Origin of the sequence: Weizmannia sp. FSL K6-0777, from assembly GCF_038593185.1 — a bacterium.
GTDB lineage: Bacteria > Bacillota > Bacilli > Bacillales > Bacillaceae_C > Weizmannia > Weizmannia faecalis.
In genome coordinates this window covers 3,491,383-3,506,699 of record NZ_CP151971.1, presented here as the reverse complement: position 1 = coordinate 3,506,699, position 15,317 = coordinate 3,491,383, and the positions used below count along the sequence as shown (strand labels likewise).

Below are 15,317 nucleotides of genomic sequence, written 5' to 3'. Positions count from 1 at the left end.
TAAAAATGGTCAGGCTCTGAGAAGCGACAGTCTTTCCCAAGGCTTTGAAAGCCAGCGCCGGGTGGCAAAGATGCCTCGGAACCATTCATCAATGCCCTGGGCAATCCAAATACCGAGCAGCCCAAGCCCGAAATGCACTCCAAGGACATAGCTTAAGCTGGCTGCAAATACCCACATGGAAAAAATGCCAATCATGACCGGGAAGCGGACATCGCCTGCTGATTTCAGCGAACTCATCAGCACGATATTCATCGCTCTCCCTGGTTCTGTAAAAACAATGGCCCAAAGAATCGGGATGCTGACGGCGAGAATGTCTTCGCTTTTCGTAAATATGTGCAAAACAGGTGAGCCGATGAGCGCAATCACCAGCGAAGTAAAGAAAGAAGCCATCATGGCAATCTTTAAAGTTTTCATCCCGCGTTTCAAGGCGCGTTCATACGTTTTTGCACCGACATACCGGGCGATAAGCAGCTGGGTGCCGGATGCAATGGCGAGGGTAAACAAATAACAGACCATCGAAATATTATTTAAATAAACGCGCGCTGCCAGGGATGCTTCCCCGAGTACGGCGATAAACCCGGTAATCACCAGTTGGGAAAACTGGTAGGAAAAATTTTCGCCGGCTGAGGGAATGCCGATTTCAAGCAATGCACGGATATCTTCTTTCTTTATGGTGATGATATCGCGAATGCCCATTTTCATTGCAAGCCTGCGGTAGACAAGAAAAAGAAGTGCCGATACCTCAAAAACGCGTGCAATAACAATGGCCCACGATACCCCGATGACGCCGGTAACCGGGAGCCCGAAAATCCCCGTAATGGCCAAAATGTTCCCAAAGATGCTAATTAAATCCATTAAAATGGTGACAAGCATTGATTCTTTTGTGAAACCGTAGCTCCTCAGTACTGCGCTTAAAGCGAGGGAGATGGACTCGAGAAAAAGGGAAGCCCCGCAAATTTTGACAAATGTCAGCGCGTATTGATAAACCTTGCCGTGGATGTCGAAAAACCCGAGAAGCAGTTGCCCGAACAGAAAAACAAAAAGCCCGACGGCAAGGCCGAACCAAAAATTGAGACCGAAAGCGGAATGGGCGACCTGGCGCGCCTCTTTCATTTTCCTTGCGCCAAGATTTTGCCCGATCAGGATAATCGCGCCGACGGATGTGACATTAAAAATGAGTATAAACATATTCAACAGCTGGTTGGCCACGCCCACCCCGGCAGCTGCATCATCGGCGTAGTGGCCGAGCATAAGGGTTGCGATGATTCCGATTCCCATATGCAAAGAAAGCTCAATAAAGAGCGGCCAAGAAATTTGAAACAGGGTCTGCTCTTTGTAATATTGCTGTTGTGCTGTCAACACTTTCCCCCCTTTATCTGATACCCCAGCCTTTTAAACCGGTTATATTGCCGGGTCTGGCGGATGTTCATTCTTCAATACTATGAAACATTGTAGTCTTTATTGTCGTGCTGTCAATTGGAATCTTAAAAAAAACCCGTGAATTTTTTATGGATGAGGGATATTGGCTGTGTTTGCGTATTTGTTTACATGTTTTCAAATCTGTTTGCATGTTTACACAAACGCAAACATTTGTAAACAAAAACGCAAACATGTTTGCAAACATGTAAGCATGGCTTTATAACAACACTTTTCAAAAGTTTACAAGCCGCAAACAAGTTTACATTTTCGTTAAAAAAGTTCAGAGTATTGATTATTTTTATAGACTCAGATATTCTTAGAGTAAGCCAAAGAAAGCGATACAGGGAGGAAAAGTGAATGGGGAAGACCCGGATTGCCGCAGTCGATGTAGGCAACGATTCTTTAAAAGGCATTTTTGGAAAAATGGAGTATGAACTCAATATCCCGAACGTCATTGCACGGGATATTGAAGACCGGCCGGTAATTGGCATTGAGGAACTGGACAGCAAAGATCCGCTTGAAGGCATCCATGTAAAAGTCCACTCCCCTGCTTTAAAGGAAAATAACGTGATTTACCGTGTCGGGGATCTCGCAACCAAAAGCGATAATGCAACCGAACTTGACCCGGGAAGCAGCAAGTCGGAAGAGGATCAGACCCTCGTCCTGCTTTTTACAAGCCTTGCGCTTGACGCAGTAAGGGAGGAAAACGCCAAAGTTTTTACCCGCAACCAGAATGTCATTGATGCCAATTACACGCTTGGGACAGGCCTGCCGCTCCGCGAAGTAAAAGAGGGAAAAGATGCGGGCTACCGCTCGCAGCTGCTTGGATCCGTCCACCAGGTGGAATTTCTTGTCACACCGAAATATCAGGGGTTGAAAGTCAATCTGAAATTTGACGAAATCAAAGTGTATCCGGAAGGCTTTGCCGCTTTTATCAATCTTGTCATGGATAACGATTTAAACATTATTAACCGCGAATTGATTGACAAACGCATTTTAATCCAGGATATCGGCGGCCTCTCAACGGATATCGCCGTGATCAAAAACAGGACAGTCGATGATGACCGGGCGCAGGGATTTAATCTAGGCGTATCAGAAGCGCTTGAACAGATCCGTGAAGAAATCCGCGTCAAATACGGGGTCGAATTGGACAGCCGCCGTGATGTGGTCGATATTATCACGAAAAAGCATGACCGCAACCATATTATGGTAAAAGGCAGCCGGACAAGCGTGCACGACATTACAGACCGTATCTTGTTTGACCTTGCAAAGAAACAATACCGCCTGCTCCGGAACGTGTGGCAGAAAAACTCACAAACAGAGATTTGCTATTTTGTCGGCGGCGGTTCTGTTGTCCTGAAAGATTACTTAAAAACGCTGAACAACAGCCTTGACGGCTACAATATTGATTTCTTTGAAGATGAAAAAGAGAGCATCTGGATGATGGCCAATGCTTACTACAAATTAATTTCGGATTATGTGAGGAAAAACAATAAACCGGAAGACAAAGGAAAGAAACCGGTCGAATCCAAATAAGGTGAAAAAATATGGAAAAACAAAGCGGGATGAAGCGGGGCCAGACGATTGCGTTCCGGATCCCCCAGGATACGCCCGATCATATTTTAAAAGAACTGTCAAAGTTAAAAGAAAAAGAGAAACGGAACTTCTCCGCCAAAATAGCCGGATATGTGATACAAGGTGTTAACCAGTCGCTCGTAAAGGACAAAGAAACCATTACAATCCCGCTGCCGCGCAAACTGACAAAAGTGCAACATGACTGGCTGAAGCATGAACATTCGGAAGCGATGCTCGGCAGCATTGTTTACGAACTGATTCAGGATCCACTCCGGGCGACTTCGCTCTTTGCGGCCCTTTCGAAACAACCTGTATCTATGGATGAGACGCTTTTTTTACAGGAAGACGAATTGCCGCAAACCAGCGAAGAAGCGGACGGGAAACCGGTTCGATCCGGTGGTGAGCCGCCTGGATCGGATGATCTTGATGCATTCGACTGGAGAACTGCCGCCGCCGAACCGGCACCGCCCGAAACGGGAGCGCCGGAAAAAGAAGAAGATGCGGAAGACCTGCTCGGGGATTTTCTCGCCAGCATGAATAAATGAAGTGCGCAGGGTGAACCCCTGTGTGTCTAAAACTTGTACGAAATGTAAGGGGATGGCACAGATGGAAAATATAATCGAAGTTGCCGGTGTGAGCCTGATGCGCGACGGCAAAAAACTGCTCTCGGACATTCACTGGACGGTCAAAAAAGGGGAGCATTGGGCTGTCCTCGGCTTAAACGGTTCCGGCAAAACCACTTTGCTCAATATGATCAACGGGTATATTTGGCCGACAAAGGGGAGCATCAAGGTGCTCGGGAAAGCGTTCGGAAAAACAAGCCTGCCGGAACTGCGGAAATCAATCGGCTGGGTCAGCTCCTCCATCCAGGAAAGGATACCGCGCACCCAACTTGCACGCGATGTGGTCATCAGCGGCAAATATGCATCCATCGGGCTGTATGAAGCGGTGGATGCACAAGACGAAGAGAAAGCCCTGCGCTTGATGGAACAATTGCATTGTGCTTCCCTTTTTAGCCGTGCTTATGAACATTGTTCGCAAGGAGAGCGGCAGAAGCTTTTAATTGCGCGCGCGTTAATGGCGGAACCGCGCATCTTAATTTTGGACGAGCCTTGCAACGGGCTGGATTTGTTTGCCCGGGAAATTTTGCTAGAAAGTGTGGAAGAGCTGGCGAAAGATAAGAACGGACCGACGCTTGTATATGTCACGCACCATCCGGAAGAAATTTCTCCCGCTTTCCAAAAAACATTGCTGATCAGAAACGGGGAAGTTTTCCGGCAGGGCCGGACTTCCGAGATGATTGAAAAACAAGTGCTTTCCCGCTTTTTTGAGCATGAAATTCACGTGGAGTGGCGCGGAAACCGGGCATTGTTTCAAGTTGTCTGACGATTGAAAAACAAAAAAATATAAAATAATGAATTGACAAATCCCGAGCCGTCCACTAATATTTAAATATAACAAATGAATAACTTATCCAGAGAGACTGAGGGACAGGCCCGATGACGTCCAGCAACCTTCAAATCTTTTTTTGAAAGGTGCTAATTCCTGCAGAATGGTTCATTCTGAGAGATAAGTCACTTGACCGGCAAACCTCTTTCGAATGAAAGAAGGTTTTTTTTTGCCAAAAGGAACAGAAGGAGTTTTCAACATGCTGGTATTAGAAGATATTCATAAGGTATACGGAAAAGGGAAGGACAAAAAGGTTGAAGCGTTAAAAGGCATCAACCTGCGTGTTGAAAAAGGGGAAATCTTCGGGGTGGTTGGTTACAGTGGTGCCGGGAAAAGCACACTGATTCGGTGCGTCAATCTGCTCGAGCGGCCGACTTCCGGGAAAGTGCTCGTTAACGGGGTCGACCTTGTGCGCCTGCCGCCTGCCAAGCTACGTCAAGAGCGAAAAAAAATCGGCATGATTTTCCAGCAGTTCAATCTGCTTCAGTCAAAGACGATTTTTCAAAATGTGGCCATGCCGCTTGTGCTGGAACATCGCCCGAAGGAAGAAATAAAGGCAAAAGTGGCAGAATTATTGTCTTTTGTCGGGCTGGAAGAGAGAATGCATCACTACCCTGACCAGTTGTCAGGCGGCCAGAAACAAAGGGTCGGTATTGCAAGAGCCCTTGCGACAGATCCGGACATCTTGCTTTGTGACGAGGCAACGTCTGCCCTTGACCCGAATACGACCGAAGCCGTGTTGGACCTTTTGCGGAAAGTCCGGGACGAGCTGGGCATTACGATCCTGATGATTACCCACGAAATGAATGTCATTCGTGATATTTGTGATAAAGTGGCGGTGCTGGACGGCGGAAAAATTGTGGAGCAGGGCCCTGTAATCGACCTTTTCACAGAACCGAAAACGCAAATTGCGAGAAGCTTTGTGAAAACTGTGCTGAATGATTCGATTCCGCCATCGGTGCAAAAACTGATCGATGAAAGCAGCAAAGACAACCCGCACGGCATTTACCGGATTCTGTTTAAGGGAGCTTCCACCAATATGCCGCTGTTATCCAATACAGCAAAACAATTTTCAATCGACCTGAATGTGCTTCATGGCATGATCACCGAACTTCAGGGAATCCCTTTTGGCAACCTGCTTGTCGAATTGAAAGGCGACCCGGAAGAAATGAAGCGGGCCATTCAGTACATCAACGATCACGAAGCGATCATTCGGGAGGTGGAGAAAAATGGCATTTGATTGGTCATGGTTTTGGCCGCAATTTTTCACGGCAATGGGCCAGACGCTGTATATGGTGGCTGTATCATTACTCATTTCCATCATCATCGGCATCCCGGTTGGCGTCATTCTCGTTATTACCCGGGAAAACGGCATATGGGAAAACAAATGGATTTTTAATATTTTAAATGTGATTATCAATATTTTTCGGTCGATCCCGTTTATTATTCTCGTTGTCGCGATCATTCCGTTTACGCGCTGGGTTGTCGGGACAGCGATCGGAACAACCGCAGCGATTGTGCCGCTTGTGTTGTACACTGCTTTTTACATCGGGAGGCTCATTGAAAGTTCACTGCTTGAAGTCGACAAAGGGACAATCGAACTTGCGCAGTCAATGGGGGCGACGAACTGGCAGATTATTTGGCGGTTTTTGCTTCCGGAAGCAAAGGCATCCATGGTGCTCAATTTAACGATTGCCACCATCGGGCTGATTGGGGCTTCCGCGATGGCGGGCGCGGTCGGTGCCGGCGGGATCGGGGATTTGGCGATCACGTACGGGTACAACCAGTTTCAGACAGGCGTCATGATCGTTACCGTTATCACGCTGGTCATTTTCACCCAGCTTGTCCAGACATTGGGCAACTTTCTCTCCAAAAAAATCCGGAGAAAATAATATTGGGAAAAAGGGTTACACCTTTTTTATAAAAAATTCAATTCAGGGGGACTTAGCAGCGATGAAAAAATTTGCGATTCTATTATTGGGGCTCATCCTGGTTTTGGCAGGATGCGGGGCCAAAAACAATTCGAGCAGTACAAGCACAAAAACAATCAAAGTCGGGACAACCACTTCTGAAGTGCCGACATGGAATTTAATCCAGAAACTCGCGAAAAAGAAAAATATTAATATTAAGATTGTCCGCTTTGACGACTATGTTCAGCCGAACCTCGCATTAAGCGACGGGGAAATTGATATTAACGCGTTCCAGACGGTTGTTTATTTCGATGATTTTATCAAACAACGCAATCTGAAGCTTTCGGCGATCGGCACAACGAATATTTGGCCGATGGGGATCTACTCGAAAAGATATAAAAAGGTCAGCGAAGTGAAAGATGGCGACCAAGTTGTGATTCCGAAAGACCCGACAAACCTCGGCAGGGCTTTGCTTTTGCTGCAAAAAGCCGGATTGATTACGACGAAAAAAGGTTTCACAGGCAAAGGCGGGCTTGAAAATGTCGCTTCAAACCCGAAACATTTGAAAATTACTGCCGTGGATGCCGCCCAAACACCGCGCGGCCTGGATGATTCGGCACTCGCTGTGATCAATTGCGATATGGCCATTAATGCCGGCTTAAACCCGACGAATGACTCCATCTTCCGTGAAGATGCGGGCAACAAAGCGTATATCAATATTATTGCGGCCCGGACAAAAGACAAGAATGACAAAACGTTGAAAGAAATCGTAAACATTTATCATTCAAAAGAAGTCTCTGACTTTATCAAAAAGCATTATAAAGGTGCAGCCGTCCCGGTCAATAAACCGGTATCGTATTTAAAAGATTATAAGCAAACACAATGATGGCAAATAGTTTCATAGCAGCCCCCTAAAAAACAGCGGGCATAGAGACAGGCGGTTTATCCGCCCCATAGCAGAAAAAAACGGCGGGATACAGTTCGAACGGTATCCCGCCGTTTTTCTATTGGCTGGGCTTTTTGAAACACTGCTTTTTTGCTTTCCTAAAACCGGTGAAGTCTTTTATAATAAAAGAAAGGGTTTTCAATACGGACGGGTGGAAAACAAAGGGGGATCCTTTATGGCAACACTTTTGCCGGTAATGCTTGAGCGGGCCGGGATTCTTGTCATTGCTGCTTTTTTACTCTCGCGGCTGAAGACATTCCGGCAAATTATCCATCAGGAATACGGACGGAAAGAAAAAGTGGTGCTGATTATTGTTTTTGGAATTTTTGGTATCATTAGTAACTATACCGGCATCGTTATTGAGCATGGGAAAGTCTCGCATGCTTTCGGGCAGGGGCATTTATCGGTTGAAAGTGCGATTGCCAATACCCGAATCATGGGCGTCGGGATTGCAGGCCTTTTGGGCGGGCCGGTTGTCGGCATCGGCGCAGGCCTGCTTGCCAGCATCCACCGCCTCTCTCTCGGCGGCTATACGGATATTGCCTGCAGCCTGTCGACGATGATTGCCGGCATTATCATGGGCTTTATTGGCAGACGCTTTAACGTGCGCGGGAAGTATGCTGCGCTTGAAGCGGTCGCTGCTGGGGTTTTAATGGAAATGCTACAGATGGGCATCATCCTGGCAGTAGCAAAACCTTTTGAAGAAGCAGTGGCGCTCGTCCGCCTCATCGCGGTACCGATGATTTCGATTAACGGCTTTGGTACGTTTATTTTTATCTTGATTATCCAGACGATTTTACTGGAAGAAGAACGGACAAGGGCGGTGCAGACCCATAAAGCGCTGCAGATTGCACAGGAAACGCTAGCCCATTTCCGGAAAGGGCTGAACATGCAATCATGCAAAGAAGCGGCAGAAATAATTTTGAAGCATACAGCAGCTGATGCCGTCGCTATTACGGACCGGGAAAAAGTGCTGGCGCATGCAGGGGTAGCATCGGACCATCATATTCCGCTTGAGAGCATGTCGACAAAGCTGACGGAAAGGGTGCTTTTGCACGGGAAAATCATGGTCGCCAGAACGGCTAAGGAAATCCAGTGCAACCATGAAGGCTGCCCGCTCCAGGCGGCGATCGTGCTGCCGCTGTTTGTCCGCGAACAAGTTGCGGGCACGTTAAAGCTTTACTTTACATCAGCATCACAATTAAGCGCGGTCGAACAGGAACTGGCGGAAGGTTTGAGCAAGTTGTTTTCCAACCAGCTTGAACTGGCGGAGGCGGAACTGCAAAGAAAACTTTTGAAAGATGCCGAGATTAAAGCGCTCCAGGCCCAGGTTCACCCACATTTTTTCTTTAATGCGATTAACACGATTACATGCCTTGTCCGGACAGATGCGGATAAAGCAAGGGAACTGCTCGTGCAGCTCGCGGCCTTTTTCCGCAGCAACCTGCAGGGGGCGGGAAAAATGCTGATCCCCCTTGAAAAAGAACTGGAACATGTGAAAGCTTATTTGGCCATTGAACAGGCACGGTTTCCGGGGTGGTATCATGTTCATTTTGATATTGATCCGCTTTTACACACAGCGATGGTGCCGCCATTTACACTGCAGCCCTTGGTGGAAAACGCCGTCCACCATGCTTTCACACAACAATTTACGAAAAATCCGTTTATTGTTGTCCGCGCACGTGTGAAAAACGGAAAATTCATCATGGAAACGGAGGACAACGGAAAAGGCATTTCTAAAGAACAGGTGCAGTCGCTTGGCAATGTGGCTGTCGACTCGGCCGAGGGGACTGGGACAGCCTTGTGGAACATCCGGAAAAGAATTGAGGAAATCTACGGGCATAGTGCTGTATTCCGGATTGAAAACAGAAAAACCGGCGGAACCAAAGTGGCCATTTCGATACCATTAGAGGAAATATGGGGGGGAGAATATGCTGAAGGCATTTGTAGTGGATGATGAAGCCCCGGCCCGAGATGAATTGATTTACTTGCTGAAAAAAACGGGGCAGGTGGAATTGGCGGGCGAAGCCGGATCCGTAAAGGAAGCGCTTGCGAAGCTGAAAGAAACCGAGGCGGATATTGTGTTTGCCGATATGATGCTGACAAACGAGCATGGCATAGATCTCGTGAAGGAAATCAGCCGCTATCCGCAGCATCCGGCCGTTGTATTTGCGACCGCTTATGATGAATATGCCGTAAAAGCGTTTGAACTGAATGCTGCAGACTACATTTTAAAACCGTTTGAAGAAAAAAGGGTAGCACAGACAGTCGCAAAGGTGAAAAAAATGTTGGAAGGGGACCGTCCTGCTGTTCCGAAAAATCCCGGCAAACTGGCGGTCACAACAGATGAGCGCATTGTCATCATCCCGGTTGAAAAACTGTTGTACGCGGAGTCGGTTGACGGGCGGACAGTCATTGCGACAGATGATAAAAAATATACCATAACAGAATCACTGGTAAATGTAGAAAAGAAACTGCCATCTACGTCGATTGCCCGCGTCCACCGTGCTTATCTCGTCAATCTCGATGCCATTGTCGAGATCCGGCCATGGTTTCATTCCACTTATAATCTGATCATGCGGGACGGGGCGAATATTCCGGTCAGCCGGACTTACAAGCATGTGTTAAAACAGTTTATCCGGATTTAAAATGCATTTCATCCTCTGAATTCGCCCTCTTATCCTATGATATTTACATTTTGCCGGAAAACAGCTTTTACAGCGTGCAAAACTTATAAAATATAAGCGATGAGAATGACAAAAAGGAGGCTTTCACCAAATGAATGCGATTACAATTGTAATCGGCTCCATCTGTATCTTAATGATTGCTTATCGTTTATATGGCACGTTTATGGCCGTAAAGGTTTTAAAGCTGAATAATGATACGCCGACGCCGGCACATGAGTTTAACGACGGGAAAGATTATGTGCCGACCAATAAATGGGTGACGTTCGGCCACCATTTTGCGGCGATTGCGGCTGCAGGCCCGCTTGTCGGACCGATTTTGGCAGCGCAGTTCGGCTATTTGCCGGGCCTCTTATGGCTTTTGATCGGCGCTGTTATCGGCGGTGCCGTACACGATGCTGTCGTGCTCTTTGCCTCCATGCGCCGGAAAGGGAAATCACTTTCCGAAGTGGCGAAAGAGGAAATGGGGCCGGTTGCCGGGTTCTGTACAGGCCTTGCCATGCTGTTTATTATTGTAATTACAATGGCCGGTCTTTCCATGGTTGTCGTAAATGCCCTGCAAAATAACCCATGGGGCACCTTTTCCGTGGGGATCACCATTCCGGTTGCAATGGGCGTTGGCTTGTTTTACAAAAAAACCGGCAATTTGAAGCTGACGACAACGATCGGGTTCCTCCTAATCGTAGCGGGCGTTTTTGCCGGGCCGTGGATCCGACATACTGTGATTGGCGAATGGCTTACGTTTGATCCGAAAACATTGGCCATTATTCTTCCAGCTTATGCATTTTTTGCCGCGGCGCTTCCGGTATGGCTGCTGTTGGCACCGCGTGATTATTTGAGCAGTTTTATGAAAATCGGCGTGTTTATTGCCCTCATTATTGGTGTCTTTATCATCAATCCGCCGATTCATATGCCAGCGCTGTCGCAATTTATCCACGGCGGCGGCCCGACGATGACAGGACCGGTTTGGCCGTTTATTTCGATCACGATTGCCTGCGGTGCGATTTCCGGTTTCCATGCCTTTATCGGCTCCGGCACAACGCCGAAAATGCTTGATAAATGGACGGATATCAAGCCGGTTGCATTTGGTGCCATGCTTGTCGAATCGCTTGTCGGCGTAATGGCACTTGTCGCTGCGACCGCCCTGCAGCCTGCCGACTATTTTGCCATCAACTCCACGCCGGAAGTCTTTAAGACGCTCGGCATGCATGTTGTCAACCTTCCGCATTTAAGCAGTGAAATCGGAATGGACCTGGCCGGCAGAACTGGGGGAGCAGTAACGCTTGCAGTCGGCATGACGTATATTTTTACAAAAATCCACTGGTTTAGCAATCTTGCACCCTATTTCTATCAATTTGTTATCTTGTTTGAGGCCGTGTTTATTTTGACGGCGATCGATTCGGGGACACGGGTGGCACGCTACCTGCTGCAGGACTTTTTAGGAGAATTGTATAAACCACTCAAAAAGACCGACTGGCTGCCAGGATCGATTCTCACAAGTGCTGCGGCTTGCTTTATGTGGGGCTATTTGCTCTACTCCGGCGATATCGGTTCCGTCTGGGCGTTGTTTGGCGTATCGAACCAGCTGATGGCCTCGATTGGGCTGATTGTCGGGGCAACTGTCATTTTGAAAATTGCCGATAAAAAGCGGTATATGTTCACTTGCCTGATTCCGCTTGCGTATTTGTATGTTACGGTGAACTATGCCGGTTATTGGATGGTAAAAAATGTTTACTTGAACCATGCCGCAGCGGGATACAATGTACTGAACGGCATTTTGTCGATCATTATGCTCATTCTCGGGATCGTCATTATGATCTCCGCTTTAAAGAACTGGTACGACCTGCTGAGAACGCCTGCCATGCCGGATTTGGAGGTATCGGCAAGGAAAGCTTGATGCCATTTTAAAGGGAAAACTTTGCATGCACCAGCTAGTAATGGAGCCCTTTTTCTACATGCATTCTTGTATAATCTGGCAAATTTGCTCAGCGCAAGGAAGAATATTAGAAAAAAGCGGCGAGACACGATTTTCCGTGGTCTCTCCGCTTTTAATGTATACAGCCCTTTGCTGCAGTCTATTTTACAAGGGGGCTAAGGTTGCATCTGCTATTGATTCGGAAAGTGCTTCACTCAAAAAATTTTAAAAATTTTATAAAGCCTCTGGTCTTTTCTTCATAAAGTTGTTATAATAGATCGAAAATAATAATTTCACGTATTGGAAAGGGATGCTATCGGTTTGAATCAGGTTATCGAATTCGTTAAAGCAGATGTGAAAAAAGAAAAACCGGCTGTTGAATCATTGGGGTTTGGCAAACATTTTACGGACTATATGTTTGTCATGGACTATAATGAGGAAGAAGGCTGGCACCAACCAAGAATAACACCGTATGCACCGCTTGTATTGGAACCGGCGGCAATGGTATTCCATTACAGCCAGTCTGTATTCGAAGGATTAAAAGCCTATCGCGCAAAGGACGGCAGGGTTCTGTTGTTCAGGCCTGAAAAAAATGTTGCCCGGATGAATGTGTCTTGCGCGAGATTAAGCATCCCGCAAATAGACGAGACCATTGTGCTTGATGCCATTAAGCAGCTTGTTGAACTTGAAAAAGACTGGATTCCGGACGGGGAAGGGACATCGCTTTACATTCGCCCGTTCATTATTGCGACAGAGCCTAGCCTTGGCGTACATCCGGCACATGAATATAAATTTATGATCATCCTTTCTCCTGTTGGTTCGTATTACGGCGACCAGCTGAAACCTGTCCGCATTTATGTGGAAGATGAATATGTCCGAGCTGTCCCAGGGGGCGTCGGATTTACAAAAACAGGCGGCAATTATGCAGCAAGCTTGAAAGCACAGGAAAAAGCAGAGGAGTTGGGCTACGACCAGGTGCTTTGGCTGGACGGTGTTGAAAGAAAATATATTGAAGAAGTCGGCAGCATGAACATCTTCTTTAAAATCAACGGAGAAGTCGTCACCCCGAAACTGAACGGCAGTATTCTCGGTGGTGTCACAAGAGACTCCGTTATCGAGTTGCTGAAATACTGGAACGTCCCTGTAAAGGAAACGAAAATTTCCATAGACGAAATTTATAATGCTTATAAAAATGGACAGCTGGAAGAAGTGTTCGGCACAGGAACGGCAGCTGTAATTTCTCCTGTTGGCGAACTCGGCTGGAAGGATGTTGCGATGCAGCTTCCACATGCTGAAGCGCCGGATTCGATTGCAAACCGGCTTTATGATGCTTTAACCGGCATCCAGCTCGGAAAAACGGAAGACCCGCTCAATTGGACGGTCGAAATAAAATAATGATGATCGTAAAGATGGCGCATTTAGCCAGCTTTTCATCGGAAATGGAATTCTTATATCAAATACAAGGGCATCACGCCCATTTATTTTCAGCGCAATGAAACGTCCATGCCGCAAGTTTAAGCTGTATGGACTTTACATTAAGAAAGCGGAGGAAATGGGGTCACTTTCTTGACCTAGAGCGCGTCTACGTTGAGGAAGCGGTGGGAAATGAGGTTCTTCCTTAACCTAGAGGCCGTCTACGTTAAGAAAGCGAATGAAACCGAAGTTCTTCCTTAACATAAATATAGACCGTTTGAAAATTCGTTTGTTCAGCATAAGCGGGTGACCTCGAAATTCGCTGCGTTAAAGGAAATGATTTAAGAAGCCGGCCCTGAAAAATGGCCCGGCTATTTTATTGACCGGCAAACTGTGGTTAAATAATTGCAGGTGAATCGATAGGGAGAAATGAGCATGTATCAGAATGAAGCCCAGCAGGTCATGAGGGTTTGCTTATTAGCCGGAAAAATCATGCTGATGAGCGGCGCGGAAACGTACCGTGTGGAAGATACGATGTCGAGAATTGCTGCGGCTGCCGGGATCAGTGGGTCACACAGCTTTGTCACCCCGACTGCCATTATTTTTTCACTGGACGGGGCGGAGCTGACAAAGCTGATCCGCATCTCCGAACGTTCAACGGATTTGAGAAAAGTCGACCAGGTCAACAGCATCTCGCGGCAAATCAGCAACCGGGGCATTACCCTTAAGGAAGCGTATGGACAGTTGAAAAAAATTGAAACGGAAGAGGAAGCTTACCCTCTCTGGCTACAATTTGTGGCTGCGGCGATTTCAAGTGGCTGTTTTGTCATCATTTTTTTAGGCGGCTGGATTGACTTTCTGCCCGCATGTATTGCAGGCGGCCTTGGCTTCCTCAGCACGCATTACATTCACCGGTTCGTAAAGGTGCGTTTCTTTGCTGAATTTGTCGCTTCGCTTGTGATCGGGATTACAGCTTACATCCTTGTCCATGCAGGCATCGGCCGGGAACTGGATAAAATCATTATCGGTTCTGTCATGCCGCTTGTTCCGGGGCTGGCGATTACCAACGCACTGCGCGATCTGATGGCGGGACATCTTTTTTCCGGTGTCACAAAAGGCGCAGAAGCTTTTTTAACCTCATTTGCCATCGGTTCCGGGATCGCGATTATACTCACGATTTTTTAAAAGGCCGCCTGCTTTTTAAGGCCCCTGCGTTTTTTACACATCAAAGATTACAGTTTTTTAAAAGGGTGACGGAAGTTGTTCCAACAGCTATTAACCAGCTTTTTTGCTTCGGCGGGATTTGGCATTCTTTTCAATGCACCGAGAAAATTGTTGATCCAGTGCGGGATTACCGGCATGATCGGGTGGGGTATTTATTTTCTATTTTACATGTATGAGCAGAACGTCGTGTATGGCACGTTTATTGCAGCTTTTTTCGTCGGGGTGATCAGCCAGGTGTTTGCCCGTTTTTATAAGACGCCGATCTTGATTTTTACGGTCGGCGGGATTATTCCGCTTGTGCCAGGCGGCCTTGCGTATGACGCCATGCGGCACTTTGTCCAAAACGATTATAACGGCGCCGTATCGCTTGCCGCTAAAGTGCTGCTTCTATCTATTGCAATTGCGATCGGGCTGGTGGCTTCGGAAGTGGCGAACCAGTTTATCAAAAAACTACCGGATAGACGGCCAAAAAGAATGAAGTAGCCTTAAGCCGGGTTTGCCTGACAGCCCGGCTAACGCTTGTTATTCTGCTCGTTTTTCTGCGAACGATGTCGAATATTGACGGTAAGAGTATTAGGGATATCCCGTATATTTGCAAAATCGGCGGCAGGCTGCTTGTTGGCAGCATGATTTCCCGATTGCAGCCAGTTTTTTTGCGAGATAAAATTAGAAAACAGTATCTTTAAAAAGATAACTTTAAAACGTTTAGATAACGTTTTAAAAATTTAGTGAGAGCACTTCAAGAAATCCACACTACAGATAACTCTTTACTTTGAGGAAAA

13 protein-coding genes and 1 riboswitch are annotated in these 15,317 nt (G+C 47.0%); of the genes, 12 read left to right on the top strand and 1 reads right to left on the bottom strand.

The genetic code is table 11. The annotated features are described in order from the left end of the window. Positions 1-9: 9 nt before the first annotated feature. Positions 10-1,359: an MATE family efflux transporter gene (locus NST70_RS16790; protein ID WP_342475464.1), complete on the bottom strand. Its 1,350-nt coding sequence runs from the start codon at positions 1,357-1,359 to the stop codon at positions 10-12. 417 nt (positions 1,360-1,776) lie between these two features. Between NST70_RS16790 and NST70_RS16785 the strand changes: the two genes are divergently transcribed. The 12 genes from NST70_RS16785 (at position 1,777) to NST70_RS16730 (ending at position 15,018) form a co-directional block, all read left to right on the top strand. After that, entirely contained in the window at positions 1,777-2,955 is a 1,179-nt protein-coding gene (locus tag NST70_RS16785; RefSeq protein ID WP_014096673.1) for a ParM/StbA family protein, read from the top strand. An 11-nt stretch (positions 2,956-2,966) separates the two neighbouring features. Next, positions 2,967-3,539 carry a hypothetical protein gene (locus NST70_RS16780; RefSeq protein ID WP_014096674.1) on the top strand — a complete coding sequence of 191 codons (573 nt, stop codon included), beginning with the start codon at positions 2,967-2,969 and terminating at the stop codon, positions 3,537-3,539. A 61-nt stretch (positions 3,540-3,600) separates the two neighbouring features. Further along, a complete protein-coding gene (locus tag NST70_RS16775) occupies positions 3,601-4,380 on the top strand; it encodes an ABC transporter ATP-binding protein (RefSeq protein WP_035183148.1) in 780 nt (259 codons plus the stop codon). A gap of 81 nt (positions 4,381-4,461) precedes the next feature. After that, positions 4,462-4,570: riboswitch (SAM riboswitch) on the top strand. A gap of 72 nt (positions 4,571-4,642) precedes the next feature. Next, positions 4,643-5,683 carry a methionine ABC transporter ATP-binding protein gene (locus NST70_RS16770; RefSeq protein ID WP_014096676.1) on the top strand — a complete coding sequence of 347 codons (1,041 nt, stop codon included), beginning with the start codon at positions 4,643-4,645 and terminating at the stop codon, positions 5,681-5,683. Further along, the gene (locus NST70_RS16765; protein ID WP_014096677.1) at positions 5,673-6,335 is read left to right on the top strand and encodes a methionine ABC transporter permease; all 663 of its coding nucleotides are present in this window, start codon (positions 5,673-5,675) and stop codon (positions 6,333-6,335) included. The genes NST70_RS16770 and NST70_RS16765 overlap by 11 nt, the downstream gene beginning before the upstream one ends. A gap of 61 nt (positions 6,336-6,396) precedes the next feature. After that, entirely contained in the window at positions 6,397-7,239 is an 843-nt protein-coding gene (locus tag NST70_RS16760) for a MetQ/NlpA family ABC transporter substrate-binding protein (protein WP_014096678.1), read from the top strand. 235 nt (positions 7,240-7,474) lie between these two features. After that, positions 7,475-9,256 (top strand): sensor histidine kinase, encoded by a 1,782-nt coding sequence (locus NST70_RS16755; RefSeq protein WP_035183149.1) that lies wholly within the window; start codon positions 7,475-7,477, stop codon positions 9,254-9,256. Continuing rightward, positions 9,231-9,947, top strand: coding sequence for a LytTR family DNA-binding domain-containing protein (locus NST70_RS16750; protein WP_035188683.1), 717 nt, complete (start codon positions 9,231-9,233; stop codon positions 9,945-9,947). Before NST70_RS16755 ends, NST70_RS16750 begins: the two co-directional genes overlap by 26 nt. Before the next feature lie 130 nt (positions 9,948-10,077). Next, on the top strand, positions 10,078-11,880 hold the full coding sequence (cstA, locus tag NST70_RS16745) for a carbon starvation protein CstA (RefSeq protein ID WP_014096681.1): 1,803 nt from the start codon (positions 10,078-10,080) through the stop codon (positions 11,878-11,880). Between the two features lie 339 nt (positions 11,881-12,219). Beyond that, the gene (locus NST70_RS16740) at positions 12,220-13,293 is read left to right on the top strand and encodes a branched-chain amino acid aminotransferase (RefSeq protein WP_014096682.1); all 1,074 of its coding nucleotides are present in this window, start codon (positions 12,220-12,222) and stop codon (positions 13,291-13,293) included. A gap of 453 nt (positions 13,294-13,746) precedes the next feature. Beyond that, a complete protein-coding gene (locus NST70_RS16735; RefSeq protein WP_014096683.1) occupies positions 13,747-14,496 on the top strand; it encodes a threonine/serine exporter family protein in 750 nt (249 codons plus the stop codon). Between the two features lie 75 nt (positions 14,497-14,571). Beyond that, the gene (locus NST70_RS16730) at positions 14,572-15,018 is read left to right on the top strand and encodes a threonine/serine exporter family protein (RefSeq protein WP_014096684.1); all 447 of its coding nucleotides are present in this window, start codon (positions 14,572-14,574) and stop codon (positions 15,016-15,018) included. Positions 15,019-15,317 lie beyond the last annotated feature (299 nt).